Origin of the sequence: uncultured Sulfitobacter sp., assembly GCF_947499945.1 — a bacterium.
Lineage (GTDB): Bacteria > Pseudomonadota > Alphaproteobacteria > Rhodobacterales > Rhodobacteraceae > Sulfitobacter.
Genome location: NZ_CANMQD010000001.1, coordinates 313,982 through 332,354, shown reverse-complemented (window position 1 = coordinate 332,354; position 18,373 = coordinate 313,982). Strand labels below are relative to the sequence as shown.

General features: G+C 57.5%; 17 protein-coding genes. 15 read left to right on the top strand and 2 right to left on the bottom strand.

Annotated elements, in window-relative coordinates; all coding sequences use genetic code 11:
• Positions 1–35 precede the first annotated feature (35 nt).
• The 15 genes from ftsW to Q0775_RS01560 all read left to right on the top strand — a co-directional run bounded on the left by ftsW (position 36) and on the right by Q0775_RS01560 (position 16,172).
• The gene (ftsW, locus tag Q0775_RS01630; protein WP_298857525.1) at positions 36–1,202 is read left to right on the top strand and encodes a putative lipid II flippase FtsW; all 1,167 of its coding nucleotides are present in this window, start codon (positions 36–38) and stop codon (positions 1,200–1,202) included.
• Complete coding sequence (gene murG / locus Q0775_RS01625; protein WP_298857522.1) at positions 1,199–2,302, top strand: undecaprenyldiphospho-muramoylpentapeptide beta-N-acetylglucosaminyltransferase; 1,104 nt, start codon at positions 1,199–1,201, stop codon at positions 2,300–2,302. Before ftsW ends, murG begins: the two co-directional genes overlap by 4 nt.
• Complete coding sequence (murC, locus tag Q0775_RS01620; protein WP_298857520.1) at positions 2,299–3,714, top strand: UDP-N-acetylmuramate--L-alanine ligase; 1,416 nt, start codon at positions 2,299–2,301, stop codon at positions 3,712–3,714. Before murG ends, murC begins: the two co-directional genes overlap by 4 nt.
• Positions 3,711–3,962 carry a DUF2484 family protein gene (locus Q0775_RS01615; protein WP_298857518.1) on the top strand — a complete coding sequence of 84 codons (252 nt, stop codon included), beginning with the start codon at positions 3,711–3,713 and terminating at the stop codon, positions 3,960–3,962. The genes murC and Q0775_RS01615 overlap by 4 nt, the downstream gene beginning before the upstream one ends.
• The gene (locus tag Q0775_RS01610; RefSeq protein WP_298859898.1) at positions 3,962–4,222 is read left to right on the top strand and encodes a DUF2484 family protein; all 261 of its coding nucleotides are present in this window, start codon (positions 3,962–3,964) and stop codon (positions 4,220–4,222) included. Before Q0775_RS01615 ends, Q0775_RS01610 begins: the two co-directional genes overlap by 1 nt.
• Before the next feature lie 4 nt (positions 4,223–4,226).
• Positions 4,227–4,511 (top strand): hypothetical protein, encoded by a 285-nt coding sequence (locus Q0775_RS01605; RefSeq protein ID WP_298857516.1) that lies wholly within the window; start codon positions 4,227–4,229, stop codon positions 4,509–4,511.
• Positions 4,504–5,421, top strand: coding sequence for a UDP-N-acetylmuramate dehydrogenase (gene murB / locus Q0775_RS01600; RefSeq protein WP_298857514.1), 918 nt, complete (start codon positions 4,504–4,506; stop codon positions 5,419–5,421). Before Q0775_RS01605 ends, murB begins: the two co-directional genes overlap by 8 nt.
• Positions 5,422–5,576: 155 nt before the next feature.
• Positions 5,577–6,458 carry a D-alanine--D-alanine ligase gene (locus tag Q0775_RS01595; RefSeq protein WP_298859896.1) on the top strand — a complete coding sequence of 294 codons (882 nt, stop codon included), beginning with the start codon at positions 5,577–5,579 and terminating at the stop codon, positions 6,456–6,458.
• A complete protein-coding gene (locus Q0775_RS01590; RefSeq protein ID WP_366862921.1) occupies positions 6,446–7,336 on the top strand; it encodes a cell division protein FtsQ/DivIB in 891 nt (296 codons plus the stop codon). Before Q0775_RS01595 ends, Q0775_RS01590 begins: the two co-directional genes overlap by 13 nt.
• Positions 7,333–8,667: a cell division protein FtsA gene (gene ftsA / locus Q0775_RS01585; RefSeq protein ID WP_298857512.1), complete on the top strand. Its 1,335-nt coding sequence runs from the start codon at positions 7,333–7,335 to the stop codon at positions 8,665–8,667. Before Q0775_RS01590 ends, ftsA begins: the two co-directional genes overlap by 4 nt.
• A gap of 174 nt (positions 8,668–8,841) precedes the next feature.
• Complete coding sequence (ftsZ, locus tag Q0775_RS01580; protein WP_298857510.1) at positions 8,842–10,542, top strand: cell division protein FtsZ; 1,701 nt, start codon at positions 8,842–8,844, stop codon at positions 10,540–10,542.
• Between the two features lie 207 nt (positions 10,543–10,749).
• Entirely contained in the window at positions 10,750–11,676 is a 927-nt protein-coding gene (lpxC, locus tag Q0775_RS01575; protein ID WP_298857508.1) for a UDP-3-O-acyl-N-acetylglucosamine deacetylase, read from the top strand.
• A gap of 170 nt (positions 11,677–11,846) precedes the next feature.
• Positions 11,847–12,722: an outer membrane protein assembly factor BamD gene (locus Q0775_RS01570; protein WP_298857506.1), complete on the top strand. Its 876-nt coding sequence runs from the start codon at positions 11,847–11,849 to the stop codon at positions 12,720–12,722.
• A 36-nt stretch (positions 12,723–12,758) separates the two neighbouring features.
• On the top strand, positions 12,759–14,408 hold the full coding sequence (recN, locus tag Q0775_RS01565) for a DNA repair protein RecN (protein ID WP_298857504.1): 1,650 nt from the start codon (positions 12,759–12,761) through the stop codon (positions 14,406–14,408).
• Positions 14,409–14,483: 75 nt separating this feature from the next.
• Positions 14,484–16,172: a chloride channel protein gene (locus Q0775_RS01560; protein WP_298857501.1), complete on the top strand. Its 1,689-nt coding sequence runs from the start codon at positions 14,484–14,486 to the stop codon at positions 16,170–16,172.
• A 10-nt stretch (positions 16,173–16,182) separates the two neighbouring features.
• On the opposite strand, the gene Q0775_RS01555 is transcribed toward Q0775_RS01560, so the two are convergent.
• Together Q0775_RS01555 and Q0775_RS01550 are read right to left on the bottom strand one after the other, a co-directional pair.
• Positions 16,183–16,527 (bottom strand): DUF427 domain-containing protein, encoded by a 345-nt coding sequence (locus Q0775_RS01555; protein ID WP_298857499.1) that lies wholly within the window; start codon positions 16,525–16,527, stop codon positions 16,183–16,185.
• Between the two features lie 24 nt (positions 16,528–16,551).
• Complete coding sequence (locus Q0775_RS01550) at positions 16,552–18,342, bottom strand: aminopeptidase P family protein (RefSeq protein ID WP_298857498.1); 1,791 nt, start codon at positions 18,340–18,342, stop codon at positions 16,552–16,554.
• Between the last annotated feature and the right edge of the window lie 31 nt (positions 18,343–18,373).

The following is an 18,373-nucleotide window of genomic DNA, read 5'->3' as shown; positions in this document are numbered from 1 at the left end:
AAGGGGGCGAGACAGGCAGTGTAAGGCACGTACCCATGACAGAAATGGTCTTTGGCGCAGTTCCCGTGCGGGACGGCGAACCGATCCTCCCCAAGTGGTGGCGCACCCTCGACAGGTGGGCACTCTCCTGCATTCTGATGCTTTTTGCAGTCGGTATGTTGCTGGGTCTTGCAGCTTCCCCTCCGCTTGCGGAAAAGAACGGGTTTGAGCCGTTCCACTATGTCCAGCGTCAGGCATTTTTTGGCGGTTTGGCGATGATTGCGATGCTGCTGACTTCTATGATGTCGCCCGTCCTTGTACGGCGTTTGGCGGTTATCGGGTTTATCGGTGCATTTGTCGCCTTGGCGTTGTTGCCCGTTTTCGGCACAGATTTTGGCAAAGGGGCCACGCGCTGGTACAGTCTCGGCTTTGCCTCGATCCAGCCGTCCGAATTTCTCAAGCCCGGATTTGTGGTAGTTGCTGCATGGATGATGGCAGCCAGTCTTGAGATTAACGGACCACCGGGCAAAGCGTGGTCGTTCGGTCTGTGTATTTCGATTGTTCTGATGCTGGCCCTTCAGCCCGATTTTGGTCAGGCATGTCTGGTACTGTTCGGCTGGGGTGTCATGTATTTTGTCGCCGGCGCGCCCATTGTGCTGTTGGTCGGTATGGCAGGGCTTGTCGTTGTGGCGGGTACAGTTGCCTATGCCAACTCCGAGCATTTTGCCCGACGTATCGACGGCTTTCTCAGTGTCGATGTCGATCCAACAACCCAGCTTGGCTATGCCACCAACGCAATCCGCGAGGGCGGCCTGTTTGGTGTCGGCGTGGGCGAGGGCGAAGTGAAATGGTCACTCCCCGATGCGCATACCGATTTTATCATTGCAGTCGCGGCTGAGGAATATGGTCTGATCCTCGTGCTCTGTATTATTGCGCTCTATACATCTGTCGTCGTGCGCTCGCTGCTGCGATTGGTTCGTGAACGTGATCCGTTTATTCGCCTTGCGGGGACCGGGCTGGCCTGCATGTTCGGTGTTCAGGCGATGATTAACATGGGCGTGGCCGTGCGCCTTTTGCCTGCAAAGGGCATGACCCTGCCATTTGTGAGCTATGGCGGCTCTTCCGTCATCGCATCTGGTATTGCGCTTGGGATGCTTCTCGCCTTTACACGCTCGCGCCCACAAGGTGAAATCAGCGCATTGCTGTCGCGGGGCCGAACGTGAGTAAGCTTCCTCTTCTTGTAATTGCCGCAGGTGGCACGGGCGGCCATATGTTTCCAGCCCAAGCCCTTGCCGAAGTTATGCTGGCGCGTGGATGGCGCGTAAAGCTGAGTACAGATGCCCGTGGTGCCCGTTATACGGCTGCTTTTCCCGACGCGGTCGAGATTGAGCAGATTGCAAGCGCTACGTTTTCCCGTGGTGGTCCGTTGGCTAAGGTGATGGTGCCGTTTCGCATTGCGGGTGGCACGTTAAGCGCGGCCTTCAGGATGCTGCGCGACCGTCCCGACGTTGTAATCGGCTTTGGCGGTTATCCGTCGATCCCTGCGCTGGGGGCGGCATGGATGCTGCGCCTGCCACGGATGATCCATGAACAAAATGGTGTGCTAGGCCGCGTAAACGAAATTTTTGCGCCGCGCGTTGACTGCGTCGCCTGCGGAACATGGCCCACAACATTGCCCGAAGGCGTCGAGGGCGTGCATGTCGGCAACCCTGTGCGCGGCTCCGTGCTGGAGCGTGCGGGGGCGGGATATATTGCGCCGGGTGATTATCCAATGGACCTGCTGGTGATGGGCGGCTCTCAGGGCGCGCGCATTCTAAGCGATGTGATCCCTCCTGCGATTGCAGCGCTGCCGATGGACATGCTGCGTAACATCCGCGTGAGCCACCAGGCCCGCGAGGAGGATGGCACCCGTGTCGCCGAATACTACGCCGAGAATGGCATTAATGCCGACGTGCAGCCCTTTTTTCACGATGTGCCGCGTCGCATGTCCGAAGCCCAACTTGTGATCAGCCGCTCTGGTGCATCTACAATTGCCGATCTCACAGTGATTGGGCGTCCCGCTATCCTCATTCCCTTTCCCTCTGCCGCAGGGGACCATCAGGCTGCCAATGCAAAAGGCATGGTAGAGGCTGAAGCCGCCGTGATGATCCGTGAGGATGTGGCAAACCCCGAAAATCTCACCCAGATAATACATGTGATCCTGTCGGATGGACCTGCTGCCACCAAGATGGCGATCAGTGCGCTCAAATTGGGCAAGCCCGAGGCAGCAGAAACGTTGGCCGATATGATTACCGATCTCACGACAAAGGAACCTGCGACATGAACGCTGCAACCAAACTGCCCGGTGATGTGGGCGCCCTTCATTTCGTTGGCATTGGCGGCATCGGCATGTCCGGCATTGCCGAAGTTTTGCTCAATCACGGCTATACTGTCCAAGGGTCCGACCTCAAAGCAACGCCAATCACCGACCGTCTTGTCGAATTGGGTGCGACTGTGTTTGAAGGTCAACGTGCCGAGAATATCGAGAATGCGCAGGTTGTGGTGATTTCCTCGGCGATCAAGCCAGGCAATCCGGAGCTGGACGCCGCCCGCACCCAAGGCCTGCCCATTGTGCGCCGCGCTGAAATGCTGGCCGAGTTGATGCGCCTTAAATCCAATATCGCGGTTGCTGGCACGCACGGTAAGACAACAACCACGACGATGGTTGCGGCGCTGCTCGACGGGGGCGGTTTTGACCCGACTGTTGTGAATGGTGGCATAATCCACGCCTACGGCTCGAACGCGCGTAAGGGCGAGGGTGAGTGGATGGTTGTGGAAGCAGACGAGAGTGACGGTACGTTCAACCGTTTGCCCGCTACAATCGCCATCGTAACCAACATCGACCCCGAGCATATGGAGCATTGGGGTACGATCGAAAACCTGCGTCAGGGATTCCTCGATTTTACGTCTAACATCCCGTTCTATGGTGCTGCGATCTGTTGTACCGATCACCCAGAGGTGCAAAGCCTTGTGGGCAAGATCACGGACCGCCGTGTGATCACTTACGGGTTCAATGCACAAGCGGACGTCCGCGCAGTTGGCCTACATTATAAAGATGGTATCGCGCATTTTGATGTGCATCTCCAGAACGAAGATATTGTGATTGAAGGGTGCGCTTTGCCTATGCCGGGTGATCATAACGTCTCTAATGCACTTGCGGCTGTCGCAGTGGCGCGGCATCTGGGGATGAAAGGCGCTGAAATCCGAACGGCTCTTGAAGGGTTCGGCGGGGTCAATCGCCGCTTTACAAAAGTGGGCGTTGTGGACGGTGTCACGATTATTGACGACTATGCCCACCACCCCGTCGAGATTGCCGCCGCTCTCAAAGCGGCACGCCAATCGACCAAAGGCCGCGTAATCGCCATTCACCAGCCGCACCGCTATTCCCGCCTCAGCCACCACTTTGACGAGTTTTGCGCCTGTTTCAACGACAGCGATGTTGTAGGGATCACCGAAGTTTACGCCGCGGGCGAAGCGCCCATCGAAGGGGCGGATCGTGATGCACTTGTTGCAGGGTTGATCCAGCACGGCCACCGCCACGCACGCCGCATTGATGGACCAGAAGACATTGCCCGCCTCGTGGCAGAGCAGGCGCGTACCGGCGACATGGTCATCTGCCTTGGCGCGGGAACAATCAGCACTTGGGTCAACGAATTGCCTGACGCGTTGCGTGCGCTGAAAGGTGCTGCTGCGTGACGGTTGTCTGGCTTTCCATCGGTTGGGTTTTTGCGTCTGCGGGTGTTGCGATGCTTCCTGTGCGCCGACAGTATTTTCCCGCCCTCATCCTCCTGCTGGCGGCCCCTGTGCTGATCATCATGGCAGGAATGCAGTTCGGTTGGATCTATGCGCTGTTGGCCTCCGTCGCCTTTGTGTCCATGTTCCGCAATCCCCTGCGCTATATCGCGGCGCGTCTGCGCGGTGAGAATCCGGAGATACCAGAATGATCACACTCTCGCTGACCCTCGCGTGCCTTTGGGCGCTGATCGCCAATGTCCTAGCCATGACGCCAAGTCGTGATCACCACTGGCGTAATGCTTATATACTAGTGGCTGTGGGCATCCCGATTGTGGGTTATGTGGTCGTGCAGCATGGACCATGGGTTGGCCTGCTGGTGCTGGCGGGGGGCTGCTCGGTGCTGCGCTGGCCCGTGATCTATCTGGGCCGCTGGCTGCGCCGCGCGGGCCGCAACACACCTGCGGAGTAGAGCGATGATGCTGTATGTTCTTGTGCCGGGATTGGCGATCTGGATGCTATTCTGCGCTTACGCAGGATATCAAAGGCGCTTTGGTCTTGTGTTGATCGTTGTGGCAATTGGTATGGTGCTCAATACGTTTTGGATGGTCTTTGGCCTCGATGCAAAGCCGCTATCGCGCCCCGCGTTGATGGCCCATGCTGCAGCAGTGTTCTATGCGATCTCGGCTGTGGGGACGGGTTTTCTGATTGGCCGTCTTGTTCAGGCCTTTCGCGAGAGCAAAGTGAACACACATGACTGACCTTCCCACACCGCGCGGCAAGCTGACCGAGCAGCGCGTGCTGGCCGATCTCACGTGGCTGCGTGTGGGCGGTCCTGCCGATTATTTTTTCCAACCTGCCGATCTGGAGGACTTGCAGAGCTTTCTGCGGGATCTGCCAGCGCAAGTAGATGTCTTCGCCATGGGCGTCGGCTCTAACCTCATTGTGCGCGATGGGGGATTGCGCGCTGTGGTGATCCGTCTGGGGCGCGGCTTCAACGGGATCGAGATTAAAGGTGGAGAAGTCACCGCAGGGGCGGCTGCACTTGATGCACATGTTGCGCGTAAAGCTGCGGATGCGGGGCTTGACCTCACATTCCTACGTACCATCCCGGGCAGCATTGGCGGCGCAGTGCGCATGAACGCGGGATGTTACGGCACCTATACCGCAGATCACTTTGTGCATGCACAGGCCGTTACGCGGGCAGGGGAGGTTATCACCCTCACCGCAGATGATCTTCAATTCGAATACCGTCAAAGCGTTTTGGCTGAGGGCGCTGTGATGATCAGCGCCACTTTTGCCCCGCCAAAAGGTGAGCCTGCGTCGCTTCACGCTCGGATGGCAGACCAACTGGCTAAACGTGACGCGACACAACCGACTAAAGACCGCAGTGCAGGCTCCACGTTCCGCAATCCGGCGGGTTTCAGCTCAACAGGACAGGCCGATGATGTGCATGACCTTAAGGCGTGGAAAGTCATCCAGGATGCAGGAATGAAAGGGGCCACACGCGGTGGCGCCCAGATGTCGCCCAAACACGCCAACTTCCTGATCAACACAGGTGGTGCGACTGCTGCCGATCTTGAGGGATTGGGCGAAGAAGTGCGAAAAAAGGTTTACGATTCCAGTGGTATCACGCTACAATGGGAAATAATGCGAATAGGCGAAGAATAAGCGTCGAATTTGCGGTGTATCGACCACAAAAAGTGGCGGCAAAACTCTAAGAATGGCCAAAAAGGCCAAGATAATAACAATAAGAGCCAAAAGGCTCGGGACATTGAAGGCACACGGGTATGTCGAGCAGGACAAGCCCCACAGTTGCGGTAATTATGGGTGGACCCTCGGCAGAGCGCGAGGTCTCTCTTGATTCAGGACGCGCATGCGCGGCTGCACTGCGGGAACATGGCAAATATGATGTGGTTGAGGTCGATGCTGGCCCCGACCTTTGTACCGTTCTGACGGACATGAAGCCTGATGCGGTGCTGAATTGTTTGCATGGCCGCTGGGGTGAGGACGGCTGTGTTCAGGGTATCCTTGAGTGGTTGCATATCCCTTATTCCCATTCCGGCGTGTTGGCTTCGGCTGTCGCGATGGACAAGCAGCGGTGCAAAGAGATTTTTCGCGCCGCCCGTTTGCCCGTTGTTGACAGTATAATCGTGCCAGCCGAGCGGGTGCGCGGCGGTCATGTGATGACCCCGCCTTACGTGGTTAAGCCCAACAATGAAGGCTCATCCGTTGGTGTCTATCTGGTGGCCGATGCAAACAACGGTCCCCCGCAATTGGACGAGAGCATGCCGGAAATGGTTATGGTCGAGGCATTTGCGCCGGGGCGTGAGCTGACGACAACTGTGGTGGGAAAACGTGCGCTGACCGTCACTGATATCGTGACCACAGGTTGGTACGACTATGATGCCAAGTATAAAGAGGGCGGATCGTCCCATATTGTGCCTGCGGATATCCCTAAAGAGATCTTCGACCTTTGCCTCGACTATGCCCTGCGTGCGCATAACGCCCTTGGGTGTCGCGGGCTGAGCCGTACTGATTTTCGCTGGGACGAGACACGCGGCGCGGACGGCCTGATCCTGCTCGAGACAAATACCCAGCCTGGCATGACCAGCACCTCGCTCACCCCCGAGCAGGCGCAAGCCACTGGCATGAGCTTTCCTGAGTTGTGTGCATGGATGGTGGAGGATGCGTCATGCGGGCGTTGATGCGCAAAAAGCCCCAAGTTGGGCGTGCCGATCCTGCACCGTCGCGTTGGGCATGGCGTTTGCAGCGGCTTATGCTGACACCGGGCATCCGACTTGCCTTGCGTGCGGGTGTGCCGTTTTGCATAACACTGGCCGCAGGCACATGGTATCTGGCCGACGAAGGCCGCCGTGGCGCAATTGAACAGGCCGTAGCCGAGACCCGCGCCAGCATCGAGACGCGCCCGGAGTTTATGGTAAACCTGATGGCGGTTGACGGAGCCAAGGACGAACTTGCCACGTATATCCGCGAGAGCCTGCCGATTGATTTCCCGATCTCCAGCTTTGATCTGGACCTTGATGCGATGCGTGCGACCGTGTCAGAGATCTCTGCCGTTAAATCCGCATCCCTGCGCATTCGACCGGGGGGTGTTCTGCAAATTGATGTGGAGCAGCGTCAGGCTGTAGCGCTCTGGCGCAATGAGACCGGCCTCGCGTTGGTGGACGAGAACGGCATCTATGTGGCCGCTGCTACCAGCCGCCATGCGCGACCCGATCTACCCATGATCGCGGGAGAGGGGGCAGACAAACATGTGCCAGAGGCACTTGCGTTGATACAGGCAGCTGCCCCGCTGGGGGAGCGGTTGCGCGGATTGGTCCGCATGGGTGAGCGGCGTTGGGACGTTGTGCTTGACCGCGACCAGCGTATCCTGCTGCCGACCGAGGAGCCGATGCGCGCTTTGGAGCGGGTGATCGCTCTTGAGGGAGCACAAGATATTCTCACCCGCGATGTCGCGCGAGTGGACATGCGGCTGGCACGCCGACCAACAGTGCAAATGACAAAAGAGGCCGCCGAAGAACGGATGGCCCAACAGGCAGCTTTTAGGGCAAAGAACAAATGAATGATCTCTATCACAGCCAACGCACCATGCGGCAAATGCGAAAAGTCGCGATGCAGCGCGGTGTGGTTGCAATCCTTGATGTAGGCAGCTCGAAAATTGCGGCACTTGTGCTGCGTTTCGACGGCTCGTCGCGTATTGAGGACGAGGGTGAGTTCGGCTCGCTTGCAGGGCAGTCCGGTTTCCGTGTGATCGGTGCGGCGACGACCCGTTCGCGCGGCGTGCGCTTTGGCGAGGTGACTGCCATGGCCGAGACAGAGCGGGCCATTCGCACTGCATTGCAGGCGGCACAAAAGATGGCGGGTATCCGTGTGGATCACGTTATCGCCTGTTTCGCAGGGGCAGAGCCGCGCAGCTATGGGCTTGATGCGCAAGTGACCCTTGAGGATCAGGTTGTGACCGAGGAAGACGTGGCGCGTGTACTGTCGTCATGTGATGTGCCGGAATACGGCGAAGGACGCGAAGTCCTGCACGCGCAGCCTGTGAATTTTGCGCTCGACCACCGCAGCGGTCTGATCGATCCGCGTGGCCAGCTTGGCAATGAGTTGAGCGTTGATATGCACATGCTGACCGTAGATGCGCAGGCTGTGCAGCACCTCGCCTATTGCATCAAACGCTGTGATCTGGAGCTGGCGGGGATTGCGTCCTCTGCCTATGTCTCGGGCATCGCGGCACTGGTCGAGGATGAGCAGGAGTTGGGTGCGGCCTGTATTGATCTGGGCGGCGGAGCGACTGGAGTGTCAATCTTCATCAAGAAACACATGATCTATGCCGACAGCATTCGCATGGGCGGCGACCATGTCACCTCTGACATTTCGCTGGGGCTCCAAGTGCCGATGGCAAACGCCGAACGGATCAAGACATTCTATGGCGGGGTACATGCAACAGGCATGGATGACCGCGAGATGATCGAGATCGGCGGCGAGACGGGCGATTACGAGCACGATCGTCGCACGGCCAGCCGTGCCGAGCTGATCGGCATCATGCGTCCGCGCGTGGAAGAGATTTTCGAGGAAGTGCGTGCACGTCTCGATGCCGCAGGGTTTGACCATTTGCCTAGCCAGCAAATTGTTCTGACAGGCGGCGGTAGCCAGATTCCAGGCCTTGATGGGCTGGCCAGCAAAATTTTGGGCCAGCAAGTGCGCCTTGGTCGGCCTTTGCGCGTGCATGGTTTGCCACAAGCGGCCACAGGCCCCGGGTTTTCCTCTGCGGTGGGCCTCGCGCTCTTTGCGGCACATCCACAGGATGAATGGTGGGACTTTGATATACCCGCCGATCGCTACCCGAACCGTTCGCTCAAGCGTGCAGTGAAATGGTTTAAAGACAACTGGTGACCCCTATATGGGGCGCTCAAAACGAAATGCGGTGAATTGTGGCGAAAAATTGCCTATATTTAGCGCCAAAATACCCTTTTTTACGTGACGCCAGATGCCATGGTGTTTAATGTCAGGTAAATTTGGGACAAAAATGACCCGCGTGGTGCGGGCTAGGAAACAGGCGGAACCAAGATGACTTTGAACCTTTCGATGCCCGGACAGGAAGACCTCAAGCCACGCATCACCGTATTCGGTGTTGGCGGTGCAGGGGGCAATGCGGTCAATAACATGATCGACAAGAACCTTGATGGCGTTGATTTCGTCGTGGCCAACACAGACGCTCAGGCGCTCCAGCAAGCGAAAGCGGAGAACCGCGTACAGTTGGGGATCAAAGTAACTGAAGGTCTGGGTGCAGGTGCACGCGCGACCGTCGGTGCTGCTGCTGCCGAAGAATCAATCGAACAAATCGTTGATCACCTCGCGGGTGCTCACATGTGCTTTATCACTGCCGGCATGGGTGGTGGCACGGGGACCGGTGCAGCACCAATCATCGCGCAAGCCGCACGTGAGTTGGGTGTTCTGACTGTTGGTGTTGTCACCAAGCCGTTTCAGTTTGAGGGCGCTAAGCGCATGCGTCAGGCGGAAGAAGGCGTTGAGGCGCTGCAAAAAGTCGTCGATACGCTGATTATCATTCCAAACCAGAACCTGTTCCGTCTTGCCAATGAGAAGACGACATTCACCGATGCCTTCTCCATGGCCGATGATGTTTTGTACCAAGGTGTTAAGGGCGTAACAGACCTTATGGTCCGTCCTGGCCTGATCAACCTCGACTTTGCTGACGTTCGCGCCGTTATGGACGAAATGGGCAAAGCCATGATGGGTACAGGCGAGGCTGAAGGTGAAGATCGCGCAATTCAGGCAGCAGAAGCGGCGATTGCCAACCCGCTGCTTGACGAGATTTCCCTGCGTGGCGCAAAAGGAGTTCTGATCAACATCACAGGTGGTGCAGATCTGACATTGTTCGAACTGGACGAAGCGGCCAACCGCATCCGCGAAGAAGTCGACCCAGAAGCGAACATCATCGTCGGTTCCACACTGGACGAGAGCCTTGGTGGATTTATGCGCGTGAGCGTTGTTGCAACGGGTATCGATGCACTGGATGTGAACACGGATATGCCTGTGCCACGTCGGTCTATGTCGCGCCCTTTGAGTAATGAAACGATTGAAGCTGCACAGGTGACGGAGCACCGTCAGGAGCCAGTACGCGCAGCGCCAATCGCCGCTGCCGCACCTGTTGCTGCCGCAGCACCCGCGCAGGAAGAGCCACAGACACCAAGCTTTTTCGACGAGGCGCCCCAGCAGCCAGCCCGTGTAGATAACACACGCGATATGTTTGCAGGCCGCCGTTACGAGCCAATCGAACAGGCACAAGATGACGTTCCTGCACCTGCCTATACGCCAGAGCCTGCGGCCTATGAAGCCCAGCCTGAAGCGCTTGAAGCAGAGCCTGAAGCGTTTATCGCGCCACGTGCGCCCACACCGGGCACGCCATCACCCGAAGCCATGGCACGCCTTCGTGCCGCCGCCCAACGTGCGCAGCCTGTTGAGCGTCCAGCTGCCGCTGCGCCGGCCCCACAGCCACAGCAAGCTGCTGCTCCTGCACCAACGCAGCAAGGTGAGCGTCCGCGCTTTGGCATCAATTCGTTGATCAACCGGATGACGGGTTCCGAAGGTGAGGCGCAACCCCGTGCCGCAGCCCCAAGCCAGCCTGCGCGCCAGCAGCCACCAGTGCAGCGCCAACAGAGTGCAGCAGCACCCCAGCCGCGTCAGGAAGCAGATCCAGAGCAGGAACGCATCGAAATTCCAGCGTTCTTGCGCCGTCAAGCTAACTAAAATACGTCATTTAGTGATGTTAAAGGCCGCCTTCGGGTGGCCTTTTTCTATTCTAAAACAGAGTATTAGGGATTGGGCAGCGGCAATGCGCTGGTTTGTTTCAGGCATGTTTCAGTTGGTTGCAATGATTGATTTGAAGCAATGCAACGGGATGCGTAGATAGGAGTTAATCAAGTACATACTTGAACAAGAACCGAGGACGGCATCGTGCAGAACACTGTTAAAATGGCGATCAGCTTTGTGGGTAAAGGCCTGCATTCAGGCAAACCTGCAACGGCAACAGTTTTGCCTGCGCCCATCGGTCATGGCATTTGGTTTAAACGTACAGATGTTCAAGTTGGTGATCGTATGATTCCGGCGCGTTGGGATGCGGTCAACCGTTCTCCCCTGTGCACCAAGCTTGAGAATAAAAGTGGTCTGCAGATTTCTACTGTCGAGCATTTGATGGCAGCCCTCGCAGGGTGCGGTATTCACAACGCTCTGGTTGAGATTGACGGACCAGAAGTGCCAATTCTTGATGGATCCGCCGCACCGTTTGTGCGCGGCATTATGGGGCAGGGTGGTGTGCAGATGCAGGCGGCTCCCGTTATGGCGTTTGAAGTGCTGAAGGAAGTGACTGTGCGGGATGGCGATGCCTCTGCCACGATTGCGCCCTCCGACACGCTGCGCATTGATTTCGAGATCGATTTTACTGATGCGGCAATTGGCCACCAGCAAAAGTCGTTGATCATGAATAATGGCTCTTTTGCCCGTGAGTTGTGCGACAGCCGTACATTCTGTCGTCAGGCAGATGTAGATACAATGCAGGCCAACGGTCTGGCCCTTGGTGGTGCCGCTGGTGAAAACGCGGTCGTGTTTGATGGTGACATTGTTCTCAGCCCGGGAGGTTTGCGCCACGCGGACGAGCCTGTGCGCCATAAGATGTTGGATGCATTGGGTGATTTGGCTTTGGCGGGGGCTCCGCTGATTGGCCATTACACAGGAATCCGTGCAGGTCACTCATTGACCAACACGCTGCTGCGAGCCTTGTTTGCGACGCCGGGCGCTGTGCGTTTGGTGCAGTGTGATGGTGCAATGGCTGCGCGTTTGCCGGGGCATGGGCTTGTTTGGGATGAAATTCCTGCGGTTGCCTAAGCTCGTTTGACGCCGAAAGACACGACCAAGCCTGAGGTGAAAGCCTTGGGCTTTTTTATAAAGTGATAAATGGGCGTTTTGCACCGCTAATTATTGTGCTAACACCATGGACAACAGGGGCTAAAGCCCTGAAAAAGAATACAGCGGTAAGAGAATAAGGATAGCCTAGGATGGGATTTGGAAGGTCTGCAAGACGTCTTTCCGTCACGCTTGTGGCTGTAGCGACCCTGAGCGCATGCGGTGGTGGCAACCAGAATACGGGACGCTTCACCAGTAACTTCTTCAATCCACAGGAAATTCCGCTTGAGACATATACCCCCGAGCAGATTTTCGAGCGCGGCGAGTTCGAGCTGAACCGCAAGCGTCCTTCCGAGGGCGCGTTTTACTTTGCTGAGATTGAGCGCCTATACCCCTATTCCGAATGGGCCAAACGTGCCTTGATCATGCAGGCGTTTGCCTATCATCAGGATGCCGACTACCCCAACAGCCGCTCTGCTGCGCAGCGGTTTATCGATTTTTACCCCGATGATGATGATGCAGGTTATGCCGCATATCTTCTTGCGCTGAGCTATTATGACCAAATCGACGATGTGGGCCGCGACCAGGGTCTGACCTTTCAGGCCTTGCAAGCATTGCGGGCCGTGATTGAGCGGTATCCTGATAGCGAATATGCACGAGCCTCTATTCTCAAGTTCGATTTGGCGTTTGACCATCTCGCGGGTAAAGAGATGGAAATTGGCCGCTACTACCTTAAGCGGGACCATTATACCGCATCAATCAACCGCTTCCGCGTGGTTGTTGAGGAGTTTCAGACAACAACCCACACTGCCGAAGCACTGCACCGTTTGGTTGAGGCCTATCTGAGCCTCGGACTGACGGATGAGGCACAAACAGCGGGTGCGATCTTGGGCTATAACTACCGCTCTACCGAGTGGTATGAAGACAGCTACAAATTACTGACAGGTCGTGGACTTGAGATGAAATCTTTTGGAAACAACTGGCTGTCTGCCATCTACCGTCAGACGCTGAAAGGCGACTGGATCTAGCGTGCACACCTGCACCACTTTGACGGAACGCCCCTAATGCTGCGCGGACTTGATATATCTGACATGCTGATCATTGAGCGGCTGGAACTCAGTTTCCAGTCGGGCCTCAATGTGCTCACTGGTGAGACAGGCGCGGGGAAGTCGATCCTGCTCGACAGTCTTGGCTTTGTGCTGGGGTGGCGGGGCCGTGCCGATCTTGTGCGGCAAGGGGCAGCGCAGGGGGAAGTGACCGCATGGTTTGATCTGGCTGAGGGGCATCCGGCGCGTGCGGTATTGGCCGAAGCGGGCCTGCCTGTCACCGACGAATTGATCCTGCGGCGCATCAATACAGCAGAGGGGCGCAAAACCGCTTGGGTAAATGACCGACGCTGCTCGGGCGAGGTGCTGCGTCAGCTAAGCGAGACATTGGTCGAGTTGCATGGCCAGCATGATGATCGTGGATTGCTCAACCCGCGTGGCCACCGCACTATCCTTGACAGCTTTGGCGTTTTGGACGCCGCGCGTGCCAAAGTCCGTAGCGCGTGGTCCGAGATGGCACGCACGCGCAAGGTTGAGGCCGCCGCCGCGAAGGCTCAAGAAGAGATACGTGCCGAGGAAGAATTCCTGCGCTATGCCGTGGCGGAGTTGGACAAGTTAGCCCCTGAAGAAGGGGAGGAAGCGATCCTCGACACCAAGCGCCGTATGATGCAATCGGCAGAGAAAATTCGTGGTGACGTGGTAAACGCTTATGAGGCGATGGGCCAAAGCGGTGCAGAGGCGCAGATGGCCGACGCTTTTCGTTGGCTCGACGGCGCGGCAGCGCGTGCGGATGGGATGCTCGAAGAGCCTATGGCGGCGTTGAACCGTGCGATGGTTGAACTCGATGGTGCGATGGACGGTGTTGTCCGTGCGATTGAATCGATGTCGTTTGACGCGAGCGACCTTGAGGATACTGAGGAGCGGTTATTTGCTATTCGCGGCCTTGCCCGCAAGCATGACGTACAGCCCGATGAATTGGCGGGGTTTGCCGACACGCTACGCGCGAAACTGGATGCGCTGGATGCAGGCGATGCCCATCAGGCCCAGCTGCGTGCAGATGTGAAGGCGGCTGAGGCCACTTACGATGCTGCCGCAACCGCCTTGACACAAGCGCGTATGAAAGCAGCGGCAAAGCTGGACAAAGCCGTCAGCGCCGAGCTTGCCCCCCTCAAGATGGAACGTGCAGTTTTTGCGACGCAGATCATGCCCGAGACTGAGGGGCCAGAGGGCCGAGACGAAGTATCATTTACCGTCGCCACAAACCCCGGCGCTCCTGCAGGGCCACTGAACAAGATTGCGTCAGGCGGCGAACTAAGCCGCTTCCTCTTGGCGCTCAAAGTTTGTCTGACCCAAGGCCAGTCCGGCCTTACGCTTATCTTTGACGAGATTGACCGTGGCGTGGGAGGGGCTACTGCGGATGCCGTGGGTCGCCGTCTCGCCGCGATTGCAGCGGAGGGGCAGGTGCTGGTCGTGACACACTCACCTCAGGTTGCGGCCCTTGGGGCGCATCACTGGCGCGTTGAGAAGTCGGTAACAAAAGGTATGACAACCACCAATGTTGTGCCGCTAAATTCCGATGAGCGGGTTGACGAAGTGGCCCGCATGGTGTCCGGCGATACGGTTACACAGGCTGCACGCGAAGCTGCCCGCGCGTTGCTAGGGCTCTGACGGGTTGAATATGGTCCCGCGATATGGTTTCCGCTGGGGCAACACTCTGCCTGTTAACCATATCCTGAGGCCCAAATGACCGAGCCTTCCAAGTCCTTTCTGTCACAACAGGTGACCATGGCCGTGACAAACTGCCGTGACGGGTGGCGTGTCCTGCGCCACAAAGGGCCAGGGAAGGTGACATTCTGGTTCATCGCTTTGCTTATCGGGATTGCGGCGGGATTTGCAGCTTTGTTTTTCCGCAAGGGGATCTATCTGCTTCAGGAAACGCTTTATGGCACTGATGATGTACAGCATTTGCACAGCTTTATCAGCGGCTTGGACTGGTACTGGGTTGTTTTGATCCCAACGTTTGGTGGGCTGGTCTCTGGGCTGATCCTACATCATTTTACCCGCGATGCGCGTGTGCGCTCGGTTGCGGATGTTATCGAGGGGGCGGCCTTGCACGACGGTCGTGTCGAGACGCGCGCGGGTCTTGCCTCTGCGCTGGCATCTATGGTGACACTCGGCACGGGCGGGTCATCCGGGCGCGAAGGGCCAGTGGTGCATTTGGCCGCCGTGATCTCGACATGGGTGAACCGACGCATCAATGCGGACGGGATCACCGGGCGCGACCTGTTGGGCTGTGCCGTTGCTGCCGCCGTTTCGGCCAGTTTTAACGCCCCCATCGCAGGCGCACTTTTTGCGCTCGAAGTCGTGCTGCGCCATTTTGCTGTCCACGCTTTTGCACCCATCGTGATTGCCAGCGTTGCAGGTACTGTCATCAATCGCATTGAGTTTGGTGGCGTGACCGAATTCAAACTGCCTACCGTGACGGAGCTGCAATTCTACGTGGAATTACCCGCTTTTCTGCTGCTGGGTCTCACCTGTGGCCTCGTCGCTGTTGTGCTTATGCGGGCGGTGTTTTGGGCGGATGATATTGGCAACCATATCCAATCACGCACCAAATTGCCGCGCTATTTCCGTCCAATGGTGGCGGGGTTGCTGCTGGGGGTGATTGCACTTTGGTTTCCGCATATTATTGGCGTCGGATACGAGACGACCTCGCTTGCCCTGACGGGTGAGTTGGCCCTGCATGAAGTCACTGTTTTTGCTGTGCTTAAGGTGCTTGCTGTGGCGATTACGTTGGGTGGTCGCATGGGCGGTGGGATCTTTTCACCCTCGCTTATGGTCGGCGCACTCGTGGGTTTGGCTTTTGGTCTGATTGCTACGGGGATCTTTCCTAATGTCTCTGGCTCGACCTCGCTTTATGCACTGGCGGGTATGGGGGCTGTGGCGGCTGCCGTGCTTGGTGCGCCAATTTCAACCACGCTCATTGTGTTCGAGCTTACGGGCGACTGGCAGACGGGCCTTGCCGTGATGGTCGCGGTGAGCATGTCGACGGCGCTGTCCTCTAACCTCGTCGATCGCAGCTTTTTTCTGACCCAGATCGAGCGCAGAGGCATTCACCTTGCGGCAGGACCGCAGGCCTATCTGCTTGCGATGTTCACTGCAGTAAAGACGATGCGCACTGCCGATCATCCCCGTGCGGCTGACGACGAGCGCTGTTGGGAGATGATTGGAGAGGGCCTGTATATTGACGGGGCTGCAACGCTGGAAACCGCCATTCCGATTTTCGAGAAAACGGGTGCGTTGTTCCTGCCTGTAGTGACGCTTTCGGCAGATGCCGCACCGCCTGAACTCCTTGGGGCGCTATTTCATGTGGATGCACTCAAGGCGTATAACCGCGCACTGGCGGCCACTGCGGCTGAGGAACACTCCTGACGGGCGAGCGCTAGATTTGCTCGACTGTTACTTCATCGACATTGTGAAACGCGAGATAGTCTTTGACCCCTGCGGCTGCCTCTTTTGGCTCCTCATAGGACCAGACAACATTCTCCAGTGTCCTGCTTTTGGTAACCACGCTGAAGTACCGCGCATCTCCCTTGTGCGGGCAATGCGAAGTCTTGTCGCTTGGATCAAGAAACGCCATCGCAATATCGCTGCGCGGGAAATAGATAACAGGGGGATAGTCCCCTTCAACCAGCTCAAGCGCATCGGCGCTTTCACCCAAAACAGCACCGCCTGCACGCACGGACCATGTGCCTGCTGCTTTTCGGATTGTGATATGATCAACCATTCTTTGCCCCCAATGTCATGCCCCCTAGATCGGGGCTGTTGCGGTATTTAACCATTCTTTTACCTGCGGTGTAACCCGCGGTCCGATTTTTGCGGCGACTTCAGCGTGATAGGCGTTGAGCCATGCGCGCGCTGCAGGGTCCAACATATCCGCAATGATCAGGCGACGGTCTATCGGCGCAAAGGCGAGCGTGCGCCAATCCAGCATTTCGCGGTGTGCATCAGCTGATGGCAGAGCAGGTGCCTCTTGCACCACCAGCAGATTCTCCAAGCGGATGCCAAAGGCACCCTCGCGGTAATAGCCCGGCTCGTTGCTCAGGATCATCCCTGGTTCCAAGGGGACATGGCTCACGCGGCTAAGGCGCTGGGGGCCTTCATGGACACTCAGATACGCACCGACACCATGGCCAAGCCCGTGATCAAAATCCTGACCCGCAAGCCAGAGCGGCATCCGCCCGATGGCCTCAATATGGGCGCCAGCAAGCCCTTTAGGCCAGCGCAGGCGGCTCATCGCAATCATCCCTGCAAGGACGCGGGTGAATGCCTGCGCCGCCTCAAGTGGCGGTGTGCCAATGGCAATTGTGCGGGTAATATCGGTGGTGCCGTCGAGGTACTGACCGCCACTATCGAGCACGATCAAATGACCGTCTTCCAGTACACTGTCGGTTTCCTCGGTCACGCGGTAGTGCATGATCGCCCCGTTCGGGCCTGTTCCTGCAATCGTCTCGAAGCTGATGTCCTGCAATGCGTTGTCGCGGCGCCGCGTGGTCTCGAGCTGGCTCACTACTTGCGTCTCGGTCAGGCTTCCCGGAGCTTGTGCATCCAGCCAGCTCAGCATTTCTACCATGGCGGCACCATCGCGCAGGTGTGCTTGTGCTGTGCCTTCAATTTCGGCGGCGTTTTTGCAGGCTTTAGGCAGCGCGCAAGGCTCGGCTCCGCGCGTCGCTCTGTCGCCCAGCGTATCAGCCACAATTTGTGGCACTGTAGACGGATCAATGCGCACCGGGCCATCAAGTTCGGCCAACCCAATCAGGAACCCGCTTGGCGGATAGAGGTTGATCTGGTCGCCCAGGTGGTCCTGCAAAGTTGCGTATTTTGACGGTTCCGAGAAGAGGTCAACGCTGCCGTCTGCATGCAGAACGGCAAATCCGTGTACCACAGGATTACGTTCGATATCCGCGCCACGGATGTTAAGTAGCCAACAGATGCTGTCGGGCAGGGTGATCACAGCGGCCTGCTCACCTGCTTCCACGAGAGTCTGGGCAAGACGCGTGCGCTTGTCGAGGTGGGTCTCGCCAGCAAATTCGACGGGGTGCGCTTTGGCAGGCTCCATTGGCGCAGAGGGCTGCTCCGTCCAAATCGCATCAACCAGATTGGCGCATTGCACCAGCTCGACATTGCTGCCTATTAGCGTCTTTTCGGCCTGCTCAATCTGGTCAACTGTGTGCAACCACGGATCAAAACCTACGCGCCCACCTTGGGGCAGTTGCTCACGCAACCACGTCGCCATCGACACTTCGGGCCATGGAACGGGCGTGTAGACATCCGCCACTTGCGCTTTGACTTGCGTGCGGTAGCGGCCGTCGATGAAGACGCCTGCAACTTCGCGCAATGCAACGCAAAATCCTGCAGAACCGGTAAACCCGGTGAGCCATGCCAGCCGCGCATCGCGGGCGGCGACATATTCTCCCTGATGGGCATCGGCGCGGGGAATCACAAAACCATCCAGCTGCGCTGCGGTCATTTGCTCGCGCAGGGCTTTAAGGCGGGGTGGCCCTTGTTCGGGACGTGCTGTTACCTCAAACGATTGAAACACAGAAATTCCCCTTCTTCATGTGCACTGTAAA